Below are 26,627 nucleotides of genomic sequence, written 5' to 3'. Positions count from 1 at the left end.
CCTCAATCCTTGAGGCCCAGTTGTTTGATGATTGCCTTCCTAGTCCCTTCGGCCATTTCCTTGGCCCCGTGGTTGGGAAGGGTTGTCTGTTTGCCGTTGAAGTAGAGTTTGAAGTGACTTCCCTTTGCCGTCTTCGAAACCTCTACCCCTCTTGCCAACAGCCACCGCTTGAACTCGTTACATTTCATCTGCCCTCCGCTGTGTGGTTGATGAGTTCAGTATGCACCATAAATGGTGTATGACAACACATTTATGATGTATTTATAGATTCAGGGATTTCTTATGGCCGAACCAGCAAGCACGACTGCCGGCGTCCTGCTGGTGAAGTACGGCGTGATCATTGGCGGCTTCGCAGGAGCGATCCTCTCGCTGACCTTCCTGCGCGGCCTCACCCGGGGCCAGGCGGTCGCCGCCTTCTTCACCGGCTTCGCATCGGCAGTCTTCTGCACCCCGCTCGCCATCAGCTACTTCAGCCTTGGCACAAGCGGAGAAACCCAATACGGCGTGGCCTTTCTGATAGGCCTTCTGGCAATGAACATCATCCCGGTGCTGAAGTCGCTTGTGGGTCAGTTCGGAGCCAAGGGAGCTACCTGATGAGCTCGACCCTGATTTCAGTCCTGATCGGCGCCAATGCCTTCCTGAGCGTGCTGGTGGTGATCGCTGCGTGCGACTACCTGCGCCGGATCAGGCCAATGGATGCGCCACTGCTGGCCATCGCGTTCTACCTGGTGGCCATCGGCGCGTTCGGCGCGTTCGTCTTGGCCATGAACGGCCATGTGCCCACCCTGTACGGCGTGATCCTTAAACTGGGGATCGTCCTGTATGCGGTCGCCCGGCGCGGCCATGTGTTCCAGCCGGGGTAGGGCGCCACAAAACAGAGGTGTGCCGTTTCGTGGCGCGATGATGAATCTAGCGCCTACTACAAGTCATTTCCTCGCATGCCTTGGCGTATCTCCTCTTGGCTAAGACCTGGTTTCGAAGCGGTGAACCCGTTCGAGCCTCCATCAATGCTGTAACCAAGGCGGCGCACCGTTTCGTAGTCGACTCCAGACTCTCTGCTTACCTCCATCCATAGGTAGGACTGAATAGGCTGGGTTTGGTTTTGGATCAGTCTGTTGCAGGCTTCTTCGATCCGGGCAGCGTCCTGGTTGTCCTGACTAGCCTTGGCTCGCTTCTTTTTGTCGTTCCCACGATAGCTGTTGCGAGCTACGTAGATTGGGTATGAGACCACGTTGGCACTCCATGCTGTAGTTGAAAGCCATTGCTTAGCAGCAATGGGAGGCATCTTCAAATTCAAGTTAAGCGAGGCACCTAAGTCTCAAGGAATTCCATATGGCGCTGACAGCAAAACAGCAGCGCTTCGTCGACGAATACCTGATCGACCTGAATGCCACGCAAGCCGCTATCCGCGCCGGATTCAGCGCGAAGACTGCACGCCAGGCCGGGAATCGCCTGTTGACAAATGTTGACATTCAGCAGGCCATTCAAGCTGGCATGGAGGCGCGCTCTGGCAGGGTAGCAATCACGCAGGACATGGTCCTTCGAGAACTGGCCAAGATCGGGTTCAGCGACATCCGCAAGGTTGTCCGCTGGGGTGAGACGATGGTTCGCATGGCTGATGCCGACGATGAAGGCGCCGAAGACTTGGTGCCGTACCACGGGCTTGCATTGATCGACTCCACCGAGATTGACGATGACACGGCTGCCGCCATCGCTGAGGTGTCTCAGGGGCGCGACGGCCTGAAGGTCAAGCTGCACGACAAGAAGGGAGCCCTGGTCGATATCGGCCGGCACCTTGGGATGTTCAGTGCTCCCGGGCACGCTGACCTTGATGTCGAGCTGAAGCGAATCGAGGTTGAGAACAAGCGACTGGCCAACGAGAAGCTGCGCCGTGAGCTTGAAGACCCGAATCAAGGCCTGCCTGAGCCGAAGCAGGTGATTATCGGGGTGGAAGATGCAAGCATCCCTGAAGCTGAATAAGCCGCAGTTCGAGTTCATCAAGCACCCGAAGAAGTTCTCCGCGTTCGTGGGCGGATACCGTAGCGGTAAGACTTTCGTCGGCTGCGTGCGCATGTGCATCAACGCACTTGAGAATCCTGGGTTGCCTCAGGGTTACTTCGCCCCGACCTACCCGCACATCGCGGACATTTTCTACGACACGATTCCGGCTGTAGCTGAGGCCTTCGGGCTGGTTGCCGACATCGTGCCAAGCAACAAGCGCGTCCACCTTCGCGATCGGATAGGCCGCTGCCTGTCCACGATCATCTGCAAGAGCATGGAGCACCCGCACAAGATTGTTGGCTTCAACATCGCCCATGCCCTGGTGGATGAGATCGACTGCATGCCGATCAAGAAGGCCGACAGCGCATGGAAGAAGATCATTGCGCGGATGTCGACCGTCTGGCCGAGTCGCAGCGAGAACACTGTGGATGTGACCACCACCCCAGAGGGGTTCAACTGGGTCTATCGCAAGTTCGTGCGCGAGATCGCCGAAGACCCTGAGCAGGCCGGCCTGTACGGCATCGTCCACGCCTCAACGCGGGACAACGCCAAGAACCTGCCGCTCGACTACATCCCATCGCTGCGCAAGTCCTACCCAGCGAACCTGGTGGACGCGTACATCGACGGGAAGTTCGTCAACCTGACTTCAGGCTGCGTTTACCCGAACTTCTGCCGACGGCTGAACCACACGGACGAGGTGATTCGCCCGGGCGAGCCGCTGCACATCGGCATGGACTTCAACATCAACCGCATGGCCGCTTGCGTGTTCGTGATGCGCGAGGGCAGGGCGCTGATGCTGGACGAGTTCACCAAGCTGTTCGATACACCTGCGATGGTCGCGGCGATCAAGGCACGGTACCCAGATCGCAGCATCACGATCTACCCGGATGCCAGCGGCAAGAACCGCAAGAGTGTCAACGGCAGCGAGTCGGACCATGCGTTGCTGCGTCAGGCCGGGTTCGGGGTTCAGGTAAACCCCTCGAACCCACTGGTCCGTGACAGGGTGCTGGCCGTCAATGCCCAGTTCCTGAACGGCCATGGTGAGCGATCGCTGCTCATCAACACCGACCGCTGCCCGCAGACCACGCAAATCCTCGAGCAGCAGGCATACAACGAACACGGCGAGCCGGCAAAGGACGGCACCGAAGACCCTGCCGACGCATTCGGCTACTTCGTCGTCCAGCGATTCCCGATCAACGTGATGCTGATGATGACCCAGACCCTGAGAGTGTGACCATGTCCAACAGCCCCGACGCCACGCTGCCAGCGGTCAACGCCATGCGCGTGTACTGGGAGCGGATTACCCCTCTGATGCTTGGCACGCAGGCTATGCGCGATGCTGGCACCTGCCTGCTGCCGAAGTACCCGGCGGAGGATGACTGCGTGTACAAGGAGCGCCTGGCGCTGTCCACGCTGCTGCCAGCCTATTCGGAAACGGTCGGCAACATGACCTCCCGGGTCTTTGCCGAACCGCTGCAGCTGGGCGACGACGTTCCGGCGCAGATCGCTGAGATGGTCAAGAACATCGACAATGCTGGCAATGACCTCAACTCGTGGTCGGTCGCCTTCTTCGGTGAGGGATTGAGCCATGGTCTGTGCCATGCCTTCGTTGATCATGCCAGGGTTGAAGGCGTGCGCACCCAGGCCGACGAGCAAGCCGCCGGCGTTCGCCCCTACGCGGTGCTGGTGAAGGCCGAGCAGGTGCTGGGATGGCGCTCGAAGGGTGGCGTTCTGACCATGGTCCGATACAAGGAGGTGGTAGAGGAGGAGGATGGCGAGTTTGGCGCCAAGTGCGTCGAGCAGATCCGCGTCCTTGAGCCAGGCTCCTGGCGCATCTACCGCAAGGGCGAAAAGGCTGGCGAGTGGGCGGTGCACGACAAAGGCGTCACGAGCCTGCCTGTCATCCCTTGGGTGACCTTCTACACAGGCCGCACCGGCTTCATGACGGCCAAGCCGCCACTGATGGAGTTGGCCCACCTGAACGTCAAGCACTGGCAGAGCCAGAGCGATCAGGACAACATCCTGCATGTCATCCGTGTGCCCATCCTGGCCCGGATCGGCGTGCAGCAGCAGTACGACAATCAGGGCAAGCCGCTGCCCACTGAATTCAAGGTTGGTGTAGGCGCACTGACTGACCTGCCCATGAACGGCGACATGAAGTACGTCGAGCACACCGGCAAGGCTGTCGAGGCCGGCCGCACCGCCCTGAAGGATCTCATCGATGAGATGCGGATGGCCGGGGCTAAGCTGCTCACGCCCGAGAAGGTGGCGACCAAGACCGCCACGCAGGCGGAGGAGGATGCGGCGCAGGAGCTATCACCGCTGGAGCGCATGGCGCACCAGTTCGGCGACTGCCTGGCGCAGCTGCTCCAATACATGGCCGATTACCGCAGCCTGGGCGACGGTGGCACTGTCGAGATGCGCGGCAACTTCGACGTTGACTACATGCCGGAGGTCTCGCTGCCTACCCTGGTATCCATGGCCAACGCTGGCATGCTCTCGCACGAAACCCTCTTCACCGAGATGCAGCGTCGTGGCGTGATCAGCGACGAGTACAAATGGCCTGAAGAGCTCGGAAGGATCGGGTCTCAAGGCCCAGCCCTCGGAGCGATCTGATGAAAACGGCCAACGAGAAGCTGCTGGACGATCTGATCGGACACGAGGTTGATCTGGCCAGGCTGAGCAACAGCCAGGTTGTGGCAATCATCAAGATCCTGAATAGCTCGGACCCTGAACTGCGCGCCGCGCTGATTTCGGCGCTCGACAGCCTGGGGGCGGGCGCATCCGTTGCCGAAATCGATGCCGCACTGACCCCCGTTCTGCGCATCAACCAATCTACCTTCCTGAGCCTGCAGCAGGCGCTCACTGGCGTTGTTGACGGCGTGGCCAGCTACGAGATTGCCTTTCAGGCGGGCGCGCTGACAGCGGCTGTCCCAGAGCTTGTACAAGCCCGTTTCCCCGTTGCCGTGGCCGAGTTCAGCCAGGTGCGTGCCATAGCGCTGGCAAGACCCTTCCAGGGGCGGCTGCTCAGCGAATGGATGGCGGGCATCGAGACGGACCGCGCTGTGTCGATACGCGATGCCGTGCGGTCTGGCGTGCTTGAAGGTCGCACGACGCCAGAGATCGTCCGGCAGATTATGGGCACCAAGGCGGAGAAGTACGCTGACGGCATCCTGCAGAAGCCCCGGCGCGAGGTGGAGGCTGTCGTCCGGTCCGCGGTGTCCAGCACAGCGGAAACAGCCAGCGACAAGGCATTCGAAGCCAACAGCGACATCATCAGCCACGTTGAATGGCTGAGCACGTTGGATAACCGGACATCGACGACCTGCCGAATTCGTGACCGTCTGCCGTACACGCTGGGCACCTACCGGCCAATCGGGCACAAGGTGCCTTGGCTCGCTGGCCCTGGCCGTATTCACTTCTGCTGCCGGTCGACCAAGCTGCCGATCCTCAAGAGCGCCCTGGCGCTGGGGATCAGTGACGCGGCGACCCGGGCAAGCATGGACGGGCAGGTTCCGCAGCAGACCACGTACGCGCAATGGCTTGCACGCCAGCCTGCCGCCCGCCAGGACGAGATCCTTGGCCCGGAGCGGGGGAAGCTGCTGCGCCAGGACAAGCTTAAGCTGCAGGACTTCTACAACGACAAGGGCAAGTTCCTGACGCTCGATGAGCTCCGGGAGCGCCTGTTGTAACCCGCGCCACAAAACACCAAAGCGCCATTTCGTGGCGCGCAATTTCATAGCCTCGCCCAGTGCGGGGCTTTTTCATGCCTGAAACCCGGATGGGTAGGGGCGCACAGCGGCGGATGCCGCGCAGATGGGCGGATGCCCGGAGAACCGCATGAAACTGAAGCTCGACGACCAAGGCCACGTAGTTGTTCAAGACGGCAAGCCGGTGTATGTGCACGACGACGGGAAGGAGGTGGCATTCGATGCCGCTGGTACCGTCAACACCATTTCCCGCTTGAACGCTGAGGCCAAGTCTCACCGTGAGCGCGCCGAGGCTGCTGAAGGAACCCTGAAGGGCTTCGAAGGCATCACCGATCCTGCTGCCGCCATCAAGGCCCTGGCCACCGTGAAGAACCTGGACGACAAGAAGCTGGTCGATGCCGGCGAAGTCGAGCGGATGAAGAACGAGGCGGTGAAGGCGTTCGAAGAGAAGTACGCCCCAGTGGTCAAGGAAAATGAAAGCCTCAAAGGCCAGCTGAACAACCATCTCATCGGTGGTGCGTTCTCCTCGTCCAAGTTCATCGCCGAGAAATTCGCCGCTGAAGGCCCGGCCGGCGTTGAGATCGCTCGCGCCCTCTTCGGCAACAGCCTCAAGGTCGAAGACGGCAAGGTCGTCGGCTACGACAGTAACGGTCAAAAGCTGTTCTCCCGCGCCCGCCCGGGCGAACTCGCCACCGCAGACGAAGCAATCGAGCTGCTGGTGGATGCCTACCCGCACAAGGCACACATCCTGAAGGCATCCGGTGCAAACGGCAGCGGTGCACAGCCGGGCAATGTGCCGGCAGGGAAGAAATCCATGTCGCGCACGAACTGGAACGCCCTTGATCCTGCGGGGCAGGCCGCGTTCGCGCGTGAAGGTGGCGTCGTCACCGAATGACGCCAGACAACATGCCGGTCCCCGGATGGGGATCGGTGCTTGGGTCGGATGGCCCGGAAGTCTGAAAACTCAAACATCGATCCCTTAGGAGTATCACCATGGCCAACACCCTCACCGGCCTGATCCCAACCCTGTACAACGCCCTGGACGTGGTTTCCCGCGAACTGGTCGGTTTCATCCCTGCCGTCACCTCCGACATGACCTACGATCGCGCCGAGGTCGGCCAGACCGTCATGTCGCCGGTGACTCCGGCCGCCATGGCCACCGACATCACCCCGGCGGTCACCCCGCCGAACGACGGTGACCAGACCATCGGCAACGTTGCGATGACCATCACCAAGGCCCGCCGCGTACCGATCCGCTGGAACGGCGAAGAGAAGCGAGGCCTGGACAACAACGGCGCGTCGTACAACGTCATCCTGTCGCAGCAGATCCAGCAGGGTATGCGCACCCTGGTCAACGAGATCGAATCTGACCTGGCAGCCCTGCACCTGAAGGCGTCCCGCGCCTACGGCACCGCAGGCACCGCACCGTTCGGCACCGCTGCCGATCTGAGCGACTCCGCCGGCGCTCTGCGCATCCTCGAAGAAAACGGCGCCCAAGGCTTGGACTTCCAGCTGGTGCTCGGTACCGCGGCCATGGCCAACCTGCGTGGCAAGCAGTCGGTCCTGTTCAAGGTGAACGAGTCGGGCCGCGAGGACATGCTGCGCAATGGCATCACCGACCGCCTGCAGGGCCTGGCCCTGCGCCAGTCGGCCCAGGTGAAGACCTTCACTGCGGGCACCGGCGCGGCATCGACCACCAACGCCGCGGGTTACGCCGTTGGCGCCACTTCCATCACCCTGGCCTCGGCCGGTACCGGCACGATCCTGGCTGGCGATGTAGTGAGCTTCGCGGGCGACCCGAACAAGTACCTGGTCGTGGCCGGTGACTCCGATGTGTCTGGTGGCGGCACCATCACCCTGGCTGCACCGGGCCTGATGAAGGCCATCCCGGCCGCTGCCACCGCCATCACTCTGGCGGCCAGCGGCGCTCGCAACATGTTCTTCGCCCGCTCGGCCATCGCCCTGGCTACCCGCGCCCCGGCGCTGCCGCCTCAAGGCGACTCGGCCATCGACCGCATGATCGTGACCGATCCGCTGACTGGCTTGAGCTTCGAGGTGTCGATGTACGCCCAGTACCGCCAGATGCAGTTCGAGATCGCCATGGCGTGGGGTTGCCAGATGGTCAAGCCAGAACACGCCGGCATCCTGCTGGGCTGATCAACCTGCCGGGGCTTTCGGGCCCCTAGCTTTCGCTGGAGAACCGCATGAAACTGATCAAGGTGAAGCCGTGGGGCGAAGGGCAGGGCGACTTCGTGCACATCAACGAGGAAGACTTCGATCCGGACTTCCATGAGCTGCTGGACGAGGCCGAGAAGCCCAAGAAGGCCCCGACCATCGACGATATCCGCGCCGCGCTGACCGCGAAGGGCATTCAGTTCGATGAAAAGGCCAAGAAGCCTGAGCTTCAGAAGCTGCTCGATGACGCTGCCAAGGCTGACGACCTGAAGGCCAAGCTGACCGAGAAAGGCGTCGACTTCGCTGCCGCCGTCACCCTGGAAGACCTCCAGAAGCTGCTGGACGAGGCCGTGTAATGACCATCTACATCACCGTCGAGCAGGTAGACGCCCTGCTTGGGCCTACCTGGGCGCCCGACGACCAGAAGGCCCGGGCGGTGCTGATGGCCAACACCTGGCTCACCAATCTCGGCCTGCCTGAGTTCGACCCCGTGCCGGACGACGTCATTCAGGCCGGCGCCGAGATTGCCCGGGAGGCTGCGGCAGGGAACATCTACGGCAGCAAGGAGACCGGCGTGCTGAGCAAGTCGGTCAACGCTGACGGGGTTTCCAGCAGCAAAACCTACTCGGAATCCTCCCGCACCATCAGCGCTGGCGAGTCGTTCGCCCTGGCGCTGCTGGCGCATTACCTGAGCAGCAGCGGCCAGACCAAGATTGTGAGGGGCTGATATGGGACTTCGCGATGAACTGCAGGCCGACCTGGCCCAGGCGTTCAATACGGACCTGTCCGACGCGGTGCTGGCCTTCACCGGCGAATATATGGGGCCAGGTGCGTGGGATCCGGTTAACGAAACCACGACAGCCCAGCCAGTGATGTACACGGGCCGAGGCGTGCTGTCCCGCTACGAAGATAGCCGGATCGACAACGTGAACATCCTGGTCGGCGACCTACGCCTCACCGCGCTTGCCAACGAGGTTACCGATACCCCGGACGTTGGGCACAAAATCACCGCGCCCGACCTGATGGACCGTTCCAAGCAGGTGGTCTACCTGGTCAAATCAGTGCGCTCCGACCCGGCTTCAGCCACCTACCGATTGCAGCTGAGGAAGTAGCCATGGCCAAGAGCAGGGGATGGAGCACACCGCCAAGCCTGTTCACCGGCCTGGTCGAAGAAGCCCTGACGCAGCGCGTGCGCGTCATTGCCCTGGCCATGCTCAACGAAATCGTGCTGCGGTCGCCTGTCGACACTGGGCGATTCCGGGGTAACAACATCGTCAGCGTGGGCGCGCCCGTGTACGCCAGCAGCGTGAATGTCGACCCCACCGGCTCGGAGACCATCCAGCAGGGCGTCAGGGTGATGACCGGGCTTGAACCGTTCACGCAGGTGTTCATCCAGAACAACCTCCCATACGCCGTACCGCTTGAGGATGGGCACTCCCAGCAGGCCCCCGCCGGCATCTACGCGGTGTCGTTCAACAGCGTCTCGCAGGCCTACTCATGACCTTCGAACAGATCAGAGCCATCGTCACTGGCCGCATGGCGCAGTGGGCGGGCATTCCAGCATCGGCTGTCGATTACCCGAACAACCCACAGGGCCCGTTCGACCCGGCCGGCAAACCCATCTGGGCTAGGCTGGCGGACGTTCCTGGCTTGGCCAGTACACCAGAGGTCGGCATTGGCCCATGCGTGCGCCGGACCGGCATCATCATGGTTCAGCTGTTCGTGCCCAGCAACAAGGGCACACTGGCGATCACCAAGGCCGCAGATACCCTGGTCCAGCACTTCGAGTTTTACAGCGACCCGACCGGGCCGTTCGAATGCCACGCAGCCTCGGCCAGCACGATCGGCGATGACGGCCATGGGTGGTACCAGGTCAACGTCAGCGTGCCATACCGGGCCTACTGAGCCCGCAACATCCACCGCCACATGGCGGTTTTTTTACGCCTATCGATAGGAGAAACCGCATGTCGAGCGGAGCCAAGGTCCAGCTGGCCTGGATCAAAGAAGTAACCCCCGGCGTGACGCCGGCCGGCGACTGGAACGTGCTGACGCGCATCAGCAATGGCCTGATGCCGACCTTCAACTCGGAAGAGAACAACGAGATCGGCTTCACCCGCATGTCGCAGGGCACTGCCCAGACTACCGTGGATGTGGGCGGCGACATCGAGACCAAATGGCGCTATGGCGCGCTGGACGAGTTCATGGCCTCCTGCTTCGGCAGCAACTGGTCCAGCAACCAGCTCACCATGGGTGATGACCGTATCACCTTCTCGATCGCCTCCTACGCGACCGACATCGGCGTCTCGGCCATCGCTCGAGGCGTGCAAGTCGCCACCATGAACTTCGATTTCCCCGGCGACAACGAGGTCACGGTCACCACGACCATGGCCGCGCGGTCCTGGGATGACAAGGGCGACAACACGTCGTTCATCATCAACGCCCAGCCCGAGGCCAGCCAGCGCCGATTCAGCTTCAAGGACATCAGCGGCCTGAAGATCAATGGCGTCCAGGTGGGCGAGGACAACGCCTGCGTCGACAGCTTCAACCTGCAGTTCGATAACGCTGTCCAGACCCAGCGCTGCATCGGCAATGGCAACCCGTACCCAGGCAACATCATTGCCACTACCTTTACCCCCTCCGGCGCCATCACCATCAGCTGGTCGAAAATGGCCTACGAGCTGTGGAAGGCCCAGAAGACCAACGACGCTATCAGCCTGGAGTTCACTATCGGCAACGCCGACGGCGGTTACAAGTTCCTGATCCCCGAGATGGAAGTTACCGCTGATTGGCCTGATGGCGGCTCGACCGACATCATCCAGGTGGAATTGAACTACACCGCCCGCCGCGTGGCTCCGACCATTACCCGCCTGCCGGCGCCGATCGTTGTGGCCGCCGTGGATGTCACCCCGGCCACCCTGAGCGTGGCAGTGGGCGACACCGGCGACCTCGAAGTCGTGGTCACTCCAGCCGGTGCCAGCCAGCAGGTCACCTGGACCAGCTCCGCCCCGGCCATCGCCAGCGTGAGCGAGACCGGCCTTGTCACCGGCTTGGCCGTGGGTACCGCCACCATCACCGCGACCAGCGCCGCAGACGGCACCAAGACCGACACCTGCGCTGTCACCGTCACCGCTTAACCCTTTGCCCGGCGCGCCCTGCGGTGTGCGTCGGGCCTTTTACCGCAGAGGAATACCATGGGCATCACCATCGAGAAAAAGCCTGAACTGGACACCAACGGCGAGCGCTGGGTGCACTTTAAGGTTGAGCCTGGAAATGTCGTCGTGAAGTGTGAGGCGGGCGAAGACACCGCTGCCGTCCTGGTTGGCTCTATCGCCAACCCGCTCTACAAGTCTCACCAGGCTTTGATCAACCGCCATCTGGCCGCTATCAACCAGCAGGCCATGGTTGGCACCGCAGCATTCAGCCTGGACTCTATCCCGGATGTCGCCCTTGAAACTGATGACGACTTGTTCGTCGAGCTGGCGGCCAAGCACCTGATCAAAGACTGGAAGGGCGTGGATATCGAGGAAGCTCCCGGCGTGCCGGCAAAGTACAGCGCCGATCTCTGCATTGCCCTGATCGGACAGTACCCCGGCGTCTACTTCCTGGCCCTGCGCACCGCGACCGACATCGCCCGCCGCGTCGAGGAGAAGGCCGCAGCCACTGCGGAAAAGCAGTAGCGGCATACCTGTGGGGGCGTGAGTGGGCCGGCGATGGCAACGAGAAGAAGCGCTGGAAGCATGAGCGACTTGGCTCCGGCGTTCCTGATGCGCCCGAGATCGACGGCGTAACCGCCGAGGTCCTTCAGGCATACGCCTACATCAGCCGCTCCCGGCAGTACGTTGGAATGGTCGGCGCTCCGGCGCCTATCCCGCCTTCGGCCATCACCGAATACCTCGCCCGCTACCCATCTGCGATATGCCGCGAAGAGTTAGACGCAGCCGTCTTTGCCCTCGATGACCAGTTCCGCAAGCACTGGGAGGAGCAGAACGAGAAAGCCCAGGCCGAAGCTGAGGCCAAAAACAACCCCAAGAGGCGTTGACGCCGGAGGATCACATGGCGCAGGAATCACGCCTTGCGGTGACGATCGATTCGCGCGGAGCAAAGCGCAACGCTGACGACCTGACAGGATCGCTTCAGCAAATGGAGCGGGCCGGTGATGCCGCAGCAGCCTCGGCAGAGGGCGTATCAGATAGCCTGGAAGATCAGCGCAGGGCGCTATCCCAGCTGCTTGGCCAGATCAACCCGACGACAGCCGCGCTGGGTCGCCTTGATGACATGCAGGAGAAGCTGGCCAAGTTCAAAAAGGCCGGTATCGTCGAGAGCGACACATTCGTCGAGTACACACAGCGCATCAACACGATGCGCGATGCTCTCGGCGAGACCTCTGATGGCATGAACAGGGCGGGCATGTCGGCAAAGGCCTACAACGCAGCGCTCCGTGGCTTGCCTGCCCAATTCACCGACATCGCGGTCAGCCTACAGGCAGGGCAGGCGCCGCTCACTGTTCTGCTTCAGCAGGGCGGCCAGCTCAAGGACATGTTTGGCGGCATCGGCCCGGCTGCAAGAGCCATGGGCGGCTACATCGCTGGCCTGGTAAACCCGTTCACTGCGGCTGCAGCAGCTGCTGGCGTGCTTGCTGTTGCCTACTACCAAGGCTCTGAAGAGACTGAGCGCTTCGCCAATGCGCTGATCGAGAGTGGGAATGCTGCTGGCCTGAGCGCCAACCAACTTGCCGATATGGCCAATCAGGTGGCGGCATCAAGCGGAACCGTTGGTGCGGCCGCCGGGGTCCTCACCCAACTGGCCGCCGCCGGCAATCCGCTGCGCAGCATGTACGTGGAGATCACCCAGGCCTCATTGGCCTGGTCGAAGCAGACCGGCCGGGATATCACAGAGGTCGTCCAGACCTTCAACGAGATCGGCAAGAACCCTGTCGAGGCCATCAAGAAGCTCGATGGCGAGCTGAACATCCTCACCGCATCGCAATACGCCAACATCCAATCCCTGCAGGAGCAGGGCAAGACGATGGACGCTGCGGCTATGGCGGCCGGCCTGTACGCCGAGGCCATCAACAGCCGGGCAGGGGAGATTGAGCGCAACCTGGGCACGCTGGAGTCCGCGTGGCAGTCCATCACCGGGGCGGCCAAGAAGGCCTGGGATGCCATGCTCGACGTTGGCCGCGATCAGACGATCGAGGACCAAATCGCCAACACCGAGAAACTGATTGCCCAGCGCAAAGGGGGCATCATCGGGTTCTTCGCGGGCGATGACGACCAGACCCTGCGAGGACTAGAAACCAGGCTCAAGCAGCTGCAAACGGCCCTGGCAAACAATGCCGCCAAGGCTGCGCAGGATGCCAGCAACAAGGCCACACAGGATGCCGGCAAGAAGGGCATCGACCTGATCAACTCGACCTACAAGTCGTCTTTGACCCAGACCCAGAAGCTCCAGAAGGAACTGACGGACCTGGACAAGGCGCGCAAGGATGCCATTGCCGCTGGCGGATTCAGCGCTGCCGAGGAAGAGAAGTACGCCAAATCCCGCAAGAACATCGAGCAGGAAATCGCGGACATCAAGGCCCGCGAGGCGAAGAAGAACGCGCCGAAGAACGTCAACCGTGGCGTGGCTGAGGCGGAAAACACCTTCGCCCGACTGTATGGCCAGTACGATCCAGCCGCCCAGGCCGCCAGGGCGCTGACAAAGGAGCAGGGTCAGCTCGACCTAGCATTGAGCAAGGGCAAGATCACCCAGGAGGAGTACAGCAAGGCGCTGGCCCAGGCGTCGATCAACTACGCCGCCGCCATCAAGGGCGCCAAGGGCCTGACCCAGGCCGAGGAGTATCGGGCGCAGCTCCAAAAGCAGCTGGACAATGACCGTGCTCAGTACAGCCTTGAAGCGGCCGGCGTCGGTATGGGTGACCTGCAGTTCGAAAGGATGCAGAAGCGTATCCAGCTCGAGCAGCAAACCAACGACCGCATCAAGCAGCTTAGAACCGAGCTCGCGAATGCGACGACCGCCAAACAGCGGGAGGAACTGCAGAAAGAGATCGATCAGGAAAACGAGTTCTTGCCGAAGCGATTGGCAGCTCTGCAAAACGGCTTTGCTCAGTACGACGCCGCTATCATGAACCCAATCAACGGCTGGACGGCCGCAGTGCAGAACTTCGGCAACCAGGCGCGCGACATCGCCGGGCAGACGCAGGCCTTGTTTGCTGGTGCCTTCAATGGAATGACCGACTCCATCTACAACTTTGTCACGACAGGGAAGCTGTCGATGTCCGATTTGGCCGCCACTTTCGCCTCGGGCGCTTTACGGATGTTGATCCAGTGGGGTACTGCTCAGGTTGCAATGGCCGCCCTGAACGCTTTCACATCTACCGCAGCTATACCAATCGTCGGTCCATTCGCGGCTCCCGCAGCAGCAGCTTCAGCGCTCGGGTCGGCAGGTAGCTTCATGGCCACGATCAACTCCGTCGCCGGCATGGCTCACGATGGTATTGACTCGGTTCCAAAAACTGGGACGTGGCTTTTGGAAAAGGGCGAGCGTGTAGTCACCTCGAAAACATCAAGAAAGCTTGACGCGACCCTGAATGCGATCAACTCGAACGAGAGGGTATCGGTGGCCGGCGGGGCGGGGTCGGTTGTCTCTACGCAGGCAGGACGGTCCGGGGCATCCGGCATACAGCAGAACATCTACATCCAGAACCACTCCAGCGCTCAGGTTGAGCAGCGTCGCATGCCTAACGGAGACCTTGAGTTCGTTATCAGGGAGGCAACTGACCGGGCCGTACAAGAGGTTGCTGGTCAGCTCGCGTCAGGCTACGGCGATGTAGTGAACGCTGGGGAGGGCGCTTACGGGTGGAAACGACCCGGCGATTAACCACTTACTCCGACTTAAGGAAGTCTCATGACCACCGAAACTGACGAGGCCGACAGCGGGGCGGGCGCAACTGCGCCCGATCCTATTGTTCCCCCTGATGAGAAAGAGCTCCTGCTGCAGCGGCGACTCGCCCGCATCGAGGAAGCGCTGGGCCTCAGCCCTCTCACCTAAAACGCAAACCTCAGCTGAGGAACGGCAATGATTCAATACCCGGCAGAATTGCCACTTCCTCTGCAGGAGGGGTATGGCCTGAGCACGGTTGATCCGATGCGGGCTACGCCGATGGTCACCGGGCGCACGCGGTACCGGAAATTAACCAGCAATCCGCCGACCTCCGCTCAGTTCACATTCAACTTCAGTCAGGAGGAGGCCGCCCTCTTCGAGGGTTGGTATACCTGGGCTCTGAACCTTGGCGTCGAGTGGTTCGAGATGCCGCTTCAGACTCCACTTGGTATGCAGGTGCACCTGGTCCACTTCAAGAGCATCCCCGTCGGCGGGGAACTGGCTCAGATCAAGCGCTGGCGGTTCTCTGCTCGCTTGGAGTTCAAGAAGCGCCCTGTCTACACCGAGGACCAGTACCTTAGTGCGGCCATGGGCATACCGCTCGACCAGTTCAACACTCAGCTGTCCGGCAGCCTGGACAAGTGGTACACGAGGTACTTCGGATGAGCCTGATCGAGGAGTGCTATGCCTCGGGCAGGGGCGAACTGGTCGACACCATCGAAGCCAGGAAGGAAGGTGGCACCGTCTCCCACCTGTACTGCTCGGGCTGGGAAGACCGGGTGTGCACGACCGAAGACGGCCGCACGCTTACCTTCATCGCGATGGCCATGGACCTGGCCTTGCCCAAGAACGACAACAGCGCGTTCCAGAACCTGGTGCTTGGCCTGGACAACGTGACTGGCGAGGTGCAGGAGGTCGTTGAGGAGGCCAAGGCGGCCGGCGACCGATTCATCATCACCTTCCGCCGATACCTGGCCGAAGACCTGTCGTTCCCACAAGAGCGGTGCCGCATGACGCTGCTCAGCCGGGAGTATGAAGACAACGTGGCGAAGCTAACCGCCGGCTTCTTCGACCTGCTCAACACCAACGGCCTCCGCACCATCCTGACCACATCCCTGGCACCTGGCCTGAAGTACATCTGACCATGATCGAAAAATTCATGCGCGCCCCGTATCGCGAGGGTGCTCGGGGGCCTATTGCCTTCGATTGCTGGGGGCTGTGCATCACCGTGCGTCATGAGGTGTTCGGCCTGCCGCTGCTGCCCAGCCTGGGCGCCGTTGGCAAGAGCAAGCCAAAGGCCAATACCGCCGCCTACCACGAACTTCGCCAGGGCATGGAGGAGTGCGCCCCAGAGCCAGGCGCCATTGCTGCCGTGTTCCGCGGCGCGCTGTGCCTGCATGTCGGCGTGGTGGTGGAAAGCGAAGGGCGCCTGAAGGTGCTGGACACAAACCCCGGCGGCGCCTGCCTCCGGACGACTGGCGAGTTCGAAGCCGCTCACCCGAGGGTGGTGTATTACCGATGATCGAATTTTATCCGAACAAGCTGAGCAACACGGCGCCGCTCGGCACCTGGAAGACCGACCGCCGTATGACGATCGAGGAGTGGCTGAAGAGCCAGGCCCAGTCGTACGAGCGCCGGGAAAGCCCACCATTCAGCGTGGTGCTGAACGACGAGATCATCGGCCAGCACCTATGGCACAAGGTGAAGTTCAAGCCGTCCGACCTGCTGCAGATCTACCGAGAGCCAAAAGGTCTTGAACAGGCTTTCATGGCGGTTACCCTATTCGCAGGGGTTAAGGCGGTCTCCAAGCTGCTCATGCCCAAGATGCCAGGCATGCCATCCAGCGCAGGCACCCAGCAGGGCGACCCCTTGACCGAGGCCAGTGCCAAGGGCAACAAGGTCAAGCTCGGCGACCCGGTGCGCCAGATCGCAGGCCACCAGCGCGTCTATCCGTCGTACCTGACCCAACCGCGCCGGGCATTCCTGGCGCCTCGGGACCAGCGTGTGGAGATGCTGCTGTACATCGGCGAAGGCGAGTACGAAGTGCCGCTGGCCAAGGTCAAGGTCGGGGAAACCCCGCTGATCTCCTTGGGCGCGGATGCTACGTTCACCATCTATCCGCCAGGCGCCGACCTGTCTGCCGATCCGGCGCATATCAACTGGTTTAACGCGCCAGAGGTGGGGGCAAGCTCAAGCGGCTCTGCCGGCCTGGAACTGACCATGGCCACCGACCTGACCAGGTCGGCAACCGCCTCGGCGTACCAGTTCGTCGGCGATACGATCAGCGTGCCGGACGGCTCCGGCCAGTTCCCGGCTGACTGGTCGAACGGGATCATCGTCCGCGTACTGGCACCCTACACCTACACCGTCATTGACGGCGGGGCAGGGCGCGACATCGTGCGTGGTCCGCTGGACATGCTGAACCCCACTCCGGGCATGCTGATCGAGGTGGCAGGGGCCAATGCGGGCCTGTACGTCGTGCACAGCTACACGCCATACAGCCCAGAAGTGCCAGCAAACCCAGGCACTGCTTCGACTCTCACCGGGGCCGCTGCGCCAACCAGGTATGATTTCGACGTAACCCCGCTGAGCTTCACCCTGTTCCGTGGCGCGACCAGCTACCCGATCACGCTGAACACCGCGACCACGAACTTGTCCGGCCTGGTGTCGGCGCTCAATACGCTGTTCAGCGGAAAGCCGTTCCAGGCGCAAGTGAGCGGCAGTGTGCTGCGTATCGTCGAGCTGACACCGTTCGCCGGTCAGGCCATCACCGCTACCGGCGCATCCACCATCCTGGGATCGTCGCCAGTAGGCGTCACCGGTACGGCCACCACCAGTGCCATCCCCGAGCAGCCCGCGGAGATGACCCTGGACTATGACGGTGGATCCCCGGTAGTGGGCCTGGCACTGGGTCAGGGCCTGGCAACCATCGGCCCGCGCGGGCTTCGTTACCGGATCACGGCCTTCAGCACGAGCCTGCTCGAGGTGGAACGCCTGACTGCATCCGGCTCTACCGACACCGGCTGGCCAGGCTTCAACGCCATGCAGACGGTGAACGGCCTGATCACGCTGGACGCCTCGAACCTGCAGGGCGGATATCGTGGGCCATTCGCCTGTTGTCCGGAGAACGAGAAGGTCACGATGCTGGAGTGGTCGGTGACCTACGCCAATGGTCTTGCCGGTATCGGACGGGAAGGGCAGATCTACGAGATTCCGACCTACTACGTCTTCGAGTATCGGGACATGGATGTGGCCGGTGCCTGGACCGTCATTGAACTGATGAAGACGGGCGGCTCGCTGGATGCTCAAGGCTTCACCGACCGGGTGACACTGCCATACCCAATGCGCGCCGAGGCCAGGGTCCGCAAGCTGTACAAGGACCGTCCGGGGCGAATCAACGACGAGGCCCGCGACGACGCAACCTGGACGGACTTGCGCGGGCGGATGCAGAACTCGCCAACGAGCTATCCAGGCCTGACTGTGATGACCTGCAACATCCGCGGCGGCGACCGGCTGTCTGCGCAATCGGAGAGCCAGGTGAGCGGAGAAGCAACGCGCATCTTGCCACTGATGGAGGGCGGCAAGGGGCCGACCCGCGACATCGTGCCGTACTGCATCCACCAGTTGAAGCAGCGCGGATACACGGACGACGACCTGGATCTGCCTGAGTGGCAGGCCTTCCACGAAATCTGCGTAGCCCGTGGCGACACCTATGACGAGACGCTGGACGCGACGATCACCGTGAAGGACATGGTGAACAACGCCCTGGCGTGCGGGTTCGGCGAACTGGTGACGTTCCGTGGTCTGCTGCGGCCTGTGCGGGACAGCGCCCGCGCTGCGTTCGATGTCACCTACGGCCCGAAGACGCAGACCTACTCACCGCAGAACATGACCAAGATGCTGAAGATCAGCGGCGCCATGCCGTCGATCAACGACTTCGACGGCGTTGATGTCGAGTACTTCTCGAGTACCACCTGGGCATGGGAGACGGTCGAATGCAGATGGCCGGGTGACATGGGCAACAAGGTCGAGAAGATAAAGATGCCCGGCATCAGCGACAGGACAAGGGCTTGGCGCATCGGCATGCGTCGCCGTGGACACCAGAAGTTCCGGACCGACGTCTACACCTGGGAAACCGAGATGGACGGCAGCAACAGCGGCTATCTCAGCTTCGCGGCGGTTGCCGACGACAGACCGAAGGGATGCCAGAGCGCGATCCTGCTGGCCTTCGAGGTGACTGGGGCGGGAACGCTGCTGACTTCGTCCGAGCCGCTGGACTTCAGCGCCGGCGGAGAGCACCGGATTGGCGTACGCAAGCTGGACGGCACGCTGTCTGGTCCGTGGACCGCCACGCAGGTTGATCAGTACGCAGTTCGGGTGGATGCGCTCGACTTCACGCCCGTGGTCGACGGCCCGCTTGAGCCTCCGCACATCCTGTTCGGCCCCGCAACACGCTGGGCCTACCCAACCCTGATCACCAGCTCCGACCCCGCAAACGGCAACGTCGCCATGAAGGGAATGCCCTACGACGCCCGCGTTTACACCTACGACGACCAGTCGCCACCCGCCTGATTTACACCAGCCCCTGTGGGTATGAAGAGGAAAGACTATGGCCTCCGGCGCAGAATCTCTGCAGCTGTTTGAGCAGCTTGTTGCCAACGCAAACTCGCTGTTCCTGTCCAATGACGACACTGTCGTCATCAATGGCATTACCAAGCCGACCCTGAAAAAGATCTACGCCGAGTTCCTCGCCAGCATGGGTACCTATACCACTGTTGCAGCCGGCCTGGCCGCCACCAGTGGAACTGGCACCAATAACCGCTTCTTCTCGGTGCCAGGCACGGGCGATGTATTTGAGACCCGTTACCGGAACGATGCTGGCGTAGCGGTGGAAATCTCGTCCCTGCTGTCCTGGTTGGCGGATGCGCTGACCATCAACAAAGGAAAGGCGTATCCGCTTCGCCCGATGAACAGAGGGGGAGTTACTTCACCTGCGAACACGATGATGAACCGCTTCCTACTGAACTGCGAGGTGCTTGGAGCGGACCCGAGCAAATACTACTTGATCTCTTTTCAGAGGAACGGCTCAAGCATCGGCGGAAGCTATGAATTCGGCTGGATTCTTTACGAGGCCGACCCCGCGACATATGCATCTACTGGCGCGGTTACCGAGATCCACTCGCATACCAATCCGGCGCCGAACATCGATCGCGCTGGTGGAGTCCAGACGCTGATCGTTACGCCGAATCTGCGGCCAGACATTCGTTTCAAAATCGTGGTGGATGCTAGCCAGCTCCCGGCAGCTGGAATAGCGATCGACTCCAACAGTACCGGAGCCGCCGGTCGAAGCTGGATCGTAGATCCCTCTCGATATTCTGCGCCGCCGGTAGTGCGAGACGACTCGCTGAGCATCAACAAAGGGAAAAGCTACCCGCTTCGGCAGAAGACCCGTGGCAGCACCTCTGGGGCCATCACATCCCCTGCTAACACTGCGATGAACTCCCTGCTGCTTGCGGTTGAGATCACCGGTGCGGAGGCTGGAAAGTATTACCTGATCTCGTACCAACAGAATCAGCAAAGTATTGGCGGAGACGCTGACTTCGGGTGGATTCTGTATGAAGCTGATGCTGCAACCTATGAGACCACTGGCGCTATTACCCAGATCCATGGTCATGTAAACCCTGCGCCTAACATTGACCGGGCCGGCGGCGTACAGACCGTTACGGTTACACCGCAGTTGCGTCAAAACATGCGATTTCGGATTACTTTGGATGCATCTGCCTTGCCTCCAGCCGGAACTCCAATCGACGCCAACAGTACCGGTGCGGCCGGGAGAAGCTGGATTGTTGATCCAACTTGCTACTTCATCGGAGAGAGCCAGGGCGCGCCGACGAAGCAGCTGCAGGCTGGAAACATGTGGGTTGAGGCAGAGACGACCGGCAACAACTTTGATTTCGTGTGGTCGCACGGTTCGAATCAGATGTTCATGCTCAAGTTCGGCCCCAATCAGGTAAATCAGTTATTCAACTTCAAGGGCTGGAAAATTGCGGCGCTCACCGCTGTAGAGTCGGCGGCATGGGAGGATCTTGGCGGGTGGAACACGGACTGGTTTCCCCCAATGACCATTCAGGCGGTGAACGATGGTGATGGTGGGGAGGAACAATACACGGGAGGCGGGCATTGGGACGAATCCGACCCCACCGAGCAAACGCCGACAGCGAAAATGGCCAACCTCAAGTGCTCCGTCAACGGCCAGATGATACCTCCTGGGCGGGTCTATTCAGGGCCGGCCAGTGAAGCGACTTTCACTTGGACGGTAGATCTTATGGCTTACAACACGCTGATTGCTAAACGCTATGTCGGCAGGCAGCACTTCACCTTGCATGTGAAGCCTGGGTCTGCAGAGCTGATGGTTGAATTTGAAGCGCTGGAGGAAGTCATCGCGAAGATTGATAACGGCCCGCAAATGGGCGTGTATACCGCTTTTCCTGAGTGGGTCCATTACCTTGGCGATAATCGTGGTCCGCTTCTTCAATCAAACCCAGACTCCGTGAGTGCGCAGAGTAAGACGCTTGCGCCGGAGGTTTTCGCGGCAGTCTGCTACCACCCTACACGCGGCTTCTGTGCCAGCTGGCTGGATCGTACCTATGAGGCCGGTGACGGTCGTTACGTGTCTCCAACCCTACCTTTCGCCAGGCGTAACAGCGGTAGCTGGAAGTTCTACCAAGCGGTAATTTCTGGCGTGCACACCACGTTCCAACCGGGCCAGGGCTATAAGTGGCGTGGTGGTTATGCCATTGCCCCCAACGAGTTTGTCGTTGGCGATGTGAATTGTGGGTTTTTGTATCACAAGGGCGGTAAGCCGTGGTTGGCTTGGGGGCTTGATGCAGATGGTGGGATGGGTCGGGTGAAGCCGGTCCCGTCGGCGGCTGGACGTTCAGTGGAGGGTCGTGTGATCGGGACGAGAGGGCTAGACGTTGCGGCTGCCGCCTATGCGTTCGGTAATACCCAGATGCAGTGATTCAGATAGAAGAGCCCGCAGGGAGCGGGCTCTTCTTGAGGCGGCTGGAGATCAAATGCCAATGTTCGAAAAATCGAGCGTTACAGCCCTTCTGTGCCAACTTGTCCTACAGATCGAGCGGAAGGCGCCAAAGCAGAAATGGCTTGAGGTACCCGCCCAGATTTCAAGGCAGACCGCCCGAGAATCTCAGAGCCGATCATACTGATGTGCCAAGGATCGTAGTAGAGAAGAGTCTCTTGATCATAGGCTGAACAAGTACCGTTCTTGCAGATCTGCGAGCGAATATCGAAAGTGGTCACGTTAGGGTATTGGCTGGCAACCTGTTTGAGATAGTTGTTGATGTCGCTATCTCCGACATCTGCCTTTAATGCTGTGGCAGGGCAGTTCATGCCAGGGATGCGAAGAGCTTTCGCCGTGCACATCCTATCGAGGCCGGTGAAGATAGGGACATTGAGCGCAATGATTACTTGGTTGCCATTGCTTGCTAGCTCAGCGATGGCTTGCGAAAACTTTTCTCTGCCGCTTTTGCCAGTATTTGCATATATCTCCCAAGACGCACCAACAATAACTGTCTTATAATTTTTGGATTCGACGAAAGCTCTTTTATTAAATTCGGCGCATGATTTAACCCTGTCCTGCGAAATCAGTCCGGATGCATCCAAGACTGGAGGGCAGGAAGAATGTGAGATATTCCGAATTGAGAAATGCTGTGCTTCGCCGACAGCCTTGAAGTACCCGACATAGTGCGCAGCGTTCGAGTCACCCCAAAGCAGTGTTTCAGGTTGAACCGACTTGTCGCCGTTGACGCATTGATCCTGTGTCCACTTGGATGGATCGTACTTCATCATCTGGCAGTTGAACGGGAAGCGGCTTGCGGGCTTAGTGTTGTAATCGTGTTGGGATATGAGCTTTCTGTACTCGTAACCGGACGAGGTTGGCCAGTAGCCTTTGTTATTGATTAGCACATACCCTGCGACGATGATCCCGGCACTCGTCGCAACGATTGGGCCTGCCTTGGTGAGGAGCCACATAGGGCTTTTTGACCGGAATGGGGTTTCGATCAGGTGATACGAAATCAGCGTCAAAACTACCATCAGGCCTGCGCAAGCCAGGCCGCCAGCTAGGGTTGGCTCCCCGTAGGCATATCGGTAGAAGGCGAGTACTGGCCAGTGCCACAAGTAGAGCGAGAAGGAACGAAGCCCGATGTATCGAGCAACTGGGTTTCCTAAAATCTTGGTGAGGGGGCTGGACTGATTGGTGCCGGCAAGAATAAGAAGAGCTGCACCTACCGAAGGGATAACCGATCGTACGCCCGGGAAACCATTCTTCTCATCGAGCAAAGCAACGGCGCCGGCAACCATGGCCAGCCCCACAAGACCCGCGATATTCGCTGCGGAAGCGGAAACACGGCGTGAATCCATCCAAAGGAAAAGAAGGGCACCCACAAGCAGTTCGCCAGCCCTAGAAGGCAGCATGTAGTAGGCAAAGGACGGGTCACGGGAAAGGAAGTACTCGCTGATTGCAAACGACGCGACGGCTAGAACAACACCGGTTGCTGCCAACAGTCGCTTGCCGCCTATCTTCATGGCAATGATCATCAGCGCCGGCCACACCAGATAGAACTGCTCCTCGACACCGAGTGACCACATATGTAGCAGCGGGACAGTATCAGATGAGGCAGCAAAGTAGCTGGTATCAAGGAATAGCCAGAAGTAGACGTTTGCTGCAGACAAAGTGGCGCCGATAGCTGACTCAGACAGTGTCTTCACGTCCGCTGGAAGCAGCAAGAACGACCCTGCGAGCATCGTGACTACAGTTACGAATGCTGCTGCCGGCAGAATGCGGCGAACGCGACGTCCGTAGAAGTCAGCGAATGAGAAATTGTTGCCTTGGCCATAGATGATCCCGGTGATGAGGTAGCCCGAAATCACAAAGAAGACGTCAACCCCAACAAACCCGCCCGGAAGCCACTGTTTGTTGAAGTGAAAAACAGTGACCGCCAGAACGGCCAAAGCCCGCAACCCGTCTATGTCGGGGCGATAGGCTAGGTGTTTGCCTTGCATTTTTGAATTCCCTTTCATGGGTCCGCTGAATAAGCCGCGAATCATACCTTTTTGCCCGCATTCGCGGGCTTTTTTGTGCCTGGAGAAAACATGGCCAGACTCACCGAGACCCAGGCCGGAGGCGCGAACGTGCTCCGGTTTCTGGACCTGATCGCCTTCTCTGAAGGCACCTCGACCATCAAGGCGAGCGATGACGGTTACAACGTGCTGTATGGTGGCGGACTGTTCCAGGGGTATTCCGATCACCCGCGGCGCAAGCTGACCTTTCCCATCAACGGTAAGCCGGTTACCAGCACCGCCGCCGGCCGGTACCAGTTGCTCGAGCGTTACTGGGATGCGTACAGAGTCAGCCTGCGCCTGGTGGGCGGGTTCACGCCGGAGAACCAGGACCGCATCGCGCTGCAGCAGATACGCGAGCGCAATGCCCTGGACGACATTAAGGCCGGCCGCATCGAGCAGGCGATCGCCAAGTGCTCGAACATCTGGGCCAGTTTCCCGGGCAATAGCTACGGCCAAAATCCGCACCGCCTGGAAAAGCTGCTGGCTCAGTGGCAGAAGCTCTGCGGGGTGCTGGCGTGAGCTGGCTCGGCGCGGTACCGGCCTGGTGCTGGTGGCTGATCGCCTTGGTGCTGGTCGCCGGCGGTCAGCAGTACCGGGTGGTGGTAGCCCAGGTCGGGACAGCTGAGGCACGCACCGAACTGGCCGACTACCGCCTGGTGGTCGCAGAGAACAATCGGCGAGTTGCAGCACAAGCGCGCGCCGAGGAGAAACGCCGCCAGAAGGTGGCAGACGAGGAGGGTGAGAGTGCACGCAAGAAACTGGAACTGGCCAAAAGCCGCGCCGCTGATGCTGAGTCTGCTGCTGATGGGCTGCGCGGGGAAATCGCCAGATTGCGGGATGGCCACCGAGCCACCTGCCATGCCATCGCTGCCCAGCAGCGCCAAGCAGGAACCTCTGCCGTCGTGGTGCTCGGGGGATTGCTTGAGGAAGCTGACCGAATGGCGGGAGACCTCGCGACAGCGCTTGAGCGAAGCCGAATAGCCGGGGTGGCCTGTGAGGGGGTGGTTGACCGCATGAAGGTTCCGTAGCGACTGCCTATAATGAGGCGTCCACCGGGACGGAGCAGGGCAATGGACAAGCGCACCTTCATTGGGATTGTCGATGCCGGCGAGCCGCTGATCCAGCAGACCATCGACGCCATACGGGAATACCACCAAGCCCAGGATATTGGCGCGCCGCCTGAAGAGGTCGAGCGCCTACGTCTATTGGCGGATTCGCTATACCAAGCGGTTATCGATTACCAGTTAATCCAAGCAGGGCGGGCACCGTCTACCATTCAGTGATGGCCTCCTCAGGATGGACCCCGATGAAGTGTAAGCCGCCGATCCTTTACCCTGACCATCCCATGTACACCGACGCCGTGGACGCCATGAAGCGTTATCACGAAGCCCAGGCTTTGGGTGAGCCGCCGGAAGAGGTGGAGCGTCTACGGCTGATTGCCGAATCGCAATTCCAGGCGGTCACCGACTACCAGCTCAAAGCGTTAGGCGGCCCTGCTGGCCCGATTCACTGATCGGGCCGCATGTGTCGACATCCTTCCTGAGCAACCACGCATAGTCCGCCGAGCGGTACTGGCGCGGTTGCTTTACCTGATGCTGAAATACTGTATCCATATACAGTATTCGGTGCAGCATGTACTTCCTCCTCGTTCGCCGCCGCGTGAATGGCGTGGCCATCCCTTCCGATCAGCTCAGGAAGATCCAGCCCCTGCGGGCCGACATCCATATCGGTGACCACCACAGTGAGCCGCTGGGCCGGGTTTCGACCCAGGCGTGGGTGTTCAACCCATCACCCGGACCCGACATAATCCCCCGGCTGCACGACGCCAAGCTCAATGGCATGGCCCAGCTCGGCCTCAACATCAACGGGGTTGAGGAAATCGACGGCGCCCTTTACGCCCAGTCGTGGTGGTGCAGGGCGGTGGGCGATTATGGCAACTGAGCTTCCGCAGGCCTGGTTGGCCGAGCTGAACGACCAGGCTGCCCTAGTGGCTGACCCTGATGGGCGCGCAGCGGTGCTCGATGAGATGGCCTATGCCGCGCGTCGGCGGCAAGAGGTCGATGACAGCGACCTGGTCGACATGCTGGAGATCGTCGAGTCGGCCAGGCTGTGGGCGCTGGATGGCGCCGATCTGTGAGCAGCTATATAAAGGAAGGGAAACGGTCGGCAGAACGCCGGGATGGGCAGCCTGGGCTGCGTGAGAAATGCGTGACTCTCGTGAACGCTTGGGAGCACCTATGGGCAGTCGGTTGCAGCGAGCGCGCCAAAAAATGCTGTGGTATCATGCCTTTAGCTGGCTTGGCATGCATGGGGTGCAAGGGGTCGAGTGTTCGAATCACTCCGTCCCGACCATTATTTAAACGACTAAGCCACCTTCGGGTGGCTTTGTTGTTTCTGGTGCTGGCGACTTTTCGAGTGACTTTGCCTTTCCATCATCCAATCCTCTTCTTCAAAATAGCCAGGAACGGTCCGCGCGAATCGGTGGCCGATACTTTGTTTGCCGCCTCAATCAGTTGATCAAGCTCTGCATCAGAGTGGTGGCTGGTCGCGTTGCTGTTCTTGCGGCTCAATAAGGCTTGCGCTCCTCTTTGTTGAGGGCTGTCGCTTTCAGCTTCCTGGTGAAAGTAATCTTAAGGTCGTGAATCCGTATGGAGGCGAAACCAGGAGTGGCGGTCGTAGACTTTGCTACTGCTAGACCTTTCTTTCGCCCTTTCG

General features: G+C 60.6%; 31 protein-coding genes. 28 read left to right on the top strand and 3 right to left on the bottom strand.

The annotated features are described in order from the left end of the window. Positions 1–2 precede the first annotated feature (2 nt). The gene (locus tag MKK04_RS16475; RefSeq protein ID WP_241105720.1) at positions 3–188 is read right to left on the bottom strand and encodes a type II toxin-antitoxin system HicA family toxin; all 186 of its coding nucleotides are present in this window, start codon (positions 186–188) and stop codon (positions 3–5) included. Between the two features lie 94 nt (positions 189–282). On the opposite strand from MKK04_RS16475, the gene MKK04_RS16470 reads away from it, so the two are divergent. From MKK04_RS16470 to MKK04_RS16365, 22 genes are all read left to right on the top strand, one after another. Continuing rightward, positions 283–594, top strand: a complete 312-nt coding sequence (locus MKK04_RS16470; protein WP_016711287.1) for a hypothetical protein — start codon at positions 283–285, stop codon at positions 592–594. Further along, complete coding sequence (locus MKK04_RS16465) at positions 594–863, top strand: hypothetical protein (RefSeq protein WP_241105718.1); 270 nt, start codon at positions 594–596, stop codon at positions 861–863. The genes MKK04_RS16470 and MKK04_RS16465 overlap by 1 nt, the downstream gene beginning before the upstream one ends. 469 nt (positions 864–1,332) lie before the next feature. Continuing rightward, positions 1,333–1,980: a terminase small subunit gene (locus MKK04_RS16460; protein WP_241105717.1), complete on the top strand. Its 648-nt coding sequence runs from the start codon at positions 1,333–1,335 to the stop codon at positions 1,978–1,980. Beyond that, positions 1,955–3,235, top strand: a complete 1,281-nt coding sequence (locus tag MKK04_RS16455; protein ID WP_241105715.1) for a terminase large subunit domain-containing protein — start codon at positions 1,955–1,957, stop codon at positions 3,233–3,235. Before MKK04_RS16460 ends, MKK04_RS16455 begins: the two co-directional genes overlap by 26 nt. Positions 3,236–3,237: 2 nt before the next feature. After that, complete coding sequence (locus tag MKK04_RS16450) at positions 3,238–4,617, top strand: DUF4055 domain-containing protein (RefSeq protein ID WP_241105714.1); 1,380 nt, start codon at positions 3,238–3,240, stop codon at positions 4,615–4,617. Next, positions 4,617–5,693 (top strand): hypothetical protein, encoded by a 1,077-nt coding sequence (locus MKK04_RS16445; protein WP_241105713.1) that lies wholly within the window; start codon positions 4,617–4,619, stop codon positions 5,691–5,693. Before MKK04_RS16450 ends, MKK04_RS16445 begins: the two co-directional genes overlap by 1 nt. Before the next feature lie 148 nt (positions 5,694–5,841). Continuing rightward, positions 5,842–6,606: a DUF6651 domain-containing protein gene (locus tag MKK04_RS16440; protein WP_241105712.1), complete on the top strand. Its 765-nt coding sequence runs from the start codon at positions 5,842–5,844 to the stop codon at positions 6,604–6,606. Between the two features lie 98 nt (positions 6,607–6,704). Beyond that, the gene (locus tag MKK04_RS16435) at positions 6,705–7,868 is read left to right on the top strand and encodes a P22 phage major capsid protein family protein (RefSeq protein WP_241105711.1); all 1,164 of its coding nucleotides are present in this window, start codon (positions 6,705–6,707) and stop codon (positions 7,866–7,868) included. Positions 7,869–7,915: 47 nt separating this feature from the next. Then, positions 7,916–8,242 (top strand): HeH/LEM domain-containing protein, encoded by a 327-nt coding sequence (locus MKK04_RS16430; protein WP_241105710.1) that lies wholly within the window; start codon positions 7,916–7,918, stop codon positions 8,240–8,242. Beyond that, positions 8,242–8,613 carry a hypothetical protein gene (locus MKK04_RS16425; protein ID WP_241105709.1) on the top strand — a complete coding sequence of 124 codons (372 nt, stop codon included), beginning with the start codon at positions 8,242–8,244 and terminating at the stop codon, positions 8,611–8,613. The genes MKK04_RS16430 and MKK04_RS16425 overlap by 1 nt, the downstream gene beginning before the upstream one ends. A gap of 1 nt (position 8,614) precedes the next feature. Then, a complete protein-coding gene (locus tag MKK04_RS16420; protein ID WP_241105708.1) occupies positions 8,615–8,998 on the top strand; it encodes a glutamate 5-kinase in 384 nt (127 codons plus the stop codon). Positions 8,999–9,000: 2 nt separating this feature from the next. Beyond that, complete coding sequence (locus MKK04_RS16415; protein ID WP_241105707.1) at positions 9,001–9,387, top strand: HK97 gp10 family phage protein; 387 nt, start codon at positions 9,001–9,003, stop codon at positions 9,385–9,387. Next, entirely contained in the window at positions 9,384–9,791 is a 408-nt protein-coding gene (locus MKK04_RS16410; protein ID WP_241105706.1) for a phage tail terminator-like protein, read from the top strand. The genes MKK04_RS16415 and MKK04_RS16410 overlap by 4 nt, the downstream gene beginning before the upstream one ends. 59 nt (positions 9,792–9,850) lie before the next feature. Continuing rightward, positions 9,851–11,020: a phage tail tube protein gene (locus MKK04_RS16405; RefSeq protein ID WP_241105705.1), complete on the top strand. Its 1,170-nt coding sequence runs from the start codon at positions 9,851–9,853 to the stop codon at positions 11,018–11,020. Between the two features lie 57 nt (positions 11,021–11,077). Next, entirely contained in the window at positions 11,078–11,563 is a 486-nt protein-coding gene (locus MKK04_RS16400) for a hypothetical protein (protein WP_241105704.1), read from the top strand. 376 nt (positions 11,564–11,939) lie between these two features. Beyond that, the gene (locus tag MKK04_RS16395) at positions 11,940–14,765 is read left to right on the top strand and encodes a phage tail length tape measure family protein (protein ID WP_241105703.1); all 2,826 of its coding nucleotides are present in this window, start codon (positions 11,940–11,942) and stop codon (positions 14,763–14,765) included. Positions 14,766–14,792: 27 nt separating this feature from the next. Then, on the top strand, positions 14,793–14,936 hold the full coding sequence (locus tag MKK04_RS16390) for a hypothetical protein (protein ID WP_241105702.1): 144 nt from the start codon (positions 14,793–14,795) through the stop codon (positions 14,934–14,936). 27 nt (positions 14,937–14,963) lie between these two features. Next, positions 14,964–15,434: a transposase gene (locus MKK04_RS16385; RefSeq protein ID WP_241105701.1), complete on the top strand. Its 471-nt coding sequence runs from the start codon at positions 14,964–14,966 to the stop codon at positions 15,432–15,434. Next, positions 15,431–15,910: a DUF1833 family protein gene (locus MKK04_RS16380; protein WP_241105700.1), complete on the top strand. Its 480-nt coding sequence runs from the start codon at positions 15,431–15,433 to the stop codon at positions 15,908–15,910. The genes MKK04_RS16385 and MKK04_RS16380 overlap by 4 nt, the downstream gene beginning before the upstream one ends. Before the next feature lie 2 nt (positions 15,911–15,912). After that, on the top strand, positions 15,913–16,290 hold the full coding sequence (locus MKK04_RS16375) for a hypothetical protein (RefSeq protein WP_241105699.1): 378 nt from the start codon (positions 15,913–15,915) through the stop codon (positions 16,288–16,290). Further along, positions 16,287–19,340: a host specificity factor TipJ family phage tail protein gene (locus MKK04_RS16370; RefSeq protein ID WP_241105698.1), complete on the top strand. Its 3,054-nt coding sequence runs from the start codon at positions 16,287–16,289 to the stop codon at positions 19,338–19,340. Before MKK04_RS16375 ends, MKK04_RS16370 begins: the two co-directional genes overlap by 4 nt. Before the next feature lie 37 nt (positions 19,341–19,377). Beyond that, positions 19,378–21,789 (top strand): hypothetical protein, encoded by a 2,412-nt coding sequence (locus MKK04_RS16365; RefSeq protein WP_241105697.1) that lies wholly within the window; start codon positions 19,378–19,380, stop codon positions 21,787–21,789. 80 nt (positions 21,790–21,869) lie between these two features. On the opposite strand, the gene MKK04_RS16360 is transcribed toward MKK04_RS16365, so the two are convergent. Continuing rightward, positions 21,870–23,897, bottom strand: a complete 2,028-nt coding sequence (locus MKK04_RS16360; RefSeq protein WP_241105696.1) for an acyltransferase family protein — start codon at positions 23,895–23,897, stop codon at positions 21,870–21,872. A 45-nt stretch (positions 23,898–23,942) separates the two neighbouring features. On the opposite strand from MKK04_RS16360, the gene MKK04_RS16355 reads away from it, so the two are divergent. The 6 genes from MKK04_RS16355 to MKK04_RS16330 all read left to right on the top strand — a co-directional run bounded on the left by MKK04_RS16355 (position 23,943) and on the right by MKK04_RS16330 (position 26,049). Beyond that, on the top strand, positions 23,943–24,431 hold the full coding sequence (locus tag MKK04_RS16355; protein WP_241105695.1) for a glycoside hydrolase family 24 protein: 489 nt from the start codon (positions 23,943–23,945) through the stop codon (positions 24,429–24,431). Next, the gene (locus MKK04_RS16350) at positions 24,428–24,940 is read left to right on the top strand and encodes a DUF2514 family protein (RefSeq protein WP_241105694.1); all 513 of its coding nucleotides are present in this window, start codon (positions 24,428–24,430) and stop codon (positions 24,938–24,940) included. The genes MKK04_RS16355 and MKK04_RS16350 overlap by 4 nt, the downstream gene beginning before the upstream one ends. Positions 24,941–24,982: 42 nt before the next feature. Next, positions 24,983–25,195 (top strand): hypothetical protein, encoded by a 213-nt coding sequence (locus MKK04_RS16345; RefSeq protein ID WP_241105693.1) that lies wholly within the window; start codon positions 24,983–24,985, stop codon positions 25,193–25,195. A 23-nt stretch (positions 25,196–25,218) separates the two neighbouring features. Beyond that, a complete protein-coding gene (locus MKK04_RS16340) occupies positions 25,219–25,425 on the top strand; it encodes a hypothetical protein (RefSeq protein WP_241105692.1) in 207 nt (68 codons plus the stop codon). Positions 25,426–25,544: 119 nt separating this feature from the next. Beyond that, a complete protein-coding gene (locus tag MKK04_RS16335) occupies positions 25,545–25,853 on the top strand; it encodes a hypothetical protein (RefSeq protein WP_044047026.1) in 309 nt (102 codons plus the stop codon). Then, complete coding sequence (locus tag MKK04_RS16330; RefSeq protein WP_241105691.1) at positions 25,843–26,049, top strand: hypothetical protein; 207 nt, start codon at positions 25,843–25,845, stop codon at positions 26,047–26,049. The genes MKK04_RS16335 and MKK04_RS16330 overlap by 11 nt, the downstream gene beginning before the upstream one ends. Before the next feature lie 295 nt (positions 26,050–26,344). On the opposite strand, the gene MKK04_RS16325 is transcribed toward MKK04_RS16330, so the two are convergent. Next, complete coding sequence (locus tag MKK04_RS16325) at positions 26,345–26,482, bottom strand: hypothetical protein (RefSeq protein WP_241105690.1); 138 nt, start codon at positions 26,480–26,482, stop codon at positions 26,345–26,347. Positions 26,483–26,627: the final 145 nt, after the last annotated feature.

Source organism: Pseudomonas sp. LS.1a (genome assembly GCF_022533585.1).
GTDB lineage: Bacteria > Pseudomonadota > Gammaproteobacteria > Pseudomonadales > Pseudomonadaceae > Aquipseudomonas.
The sequence above is the reverse complement of the archived record's forward strand: the minus strand, read 5'-3'. Positions and strand labels throughout refer to the sequence as shown.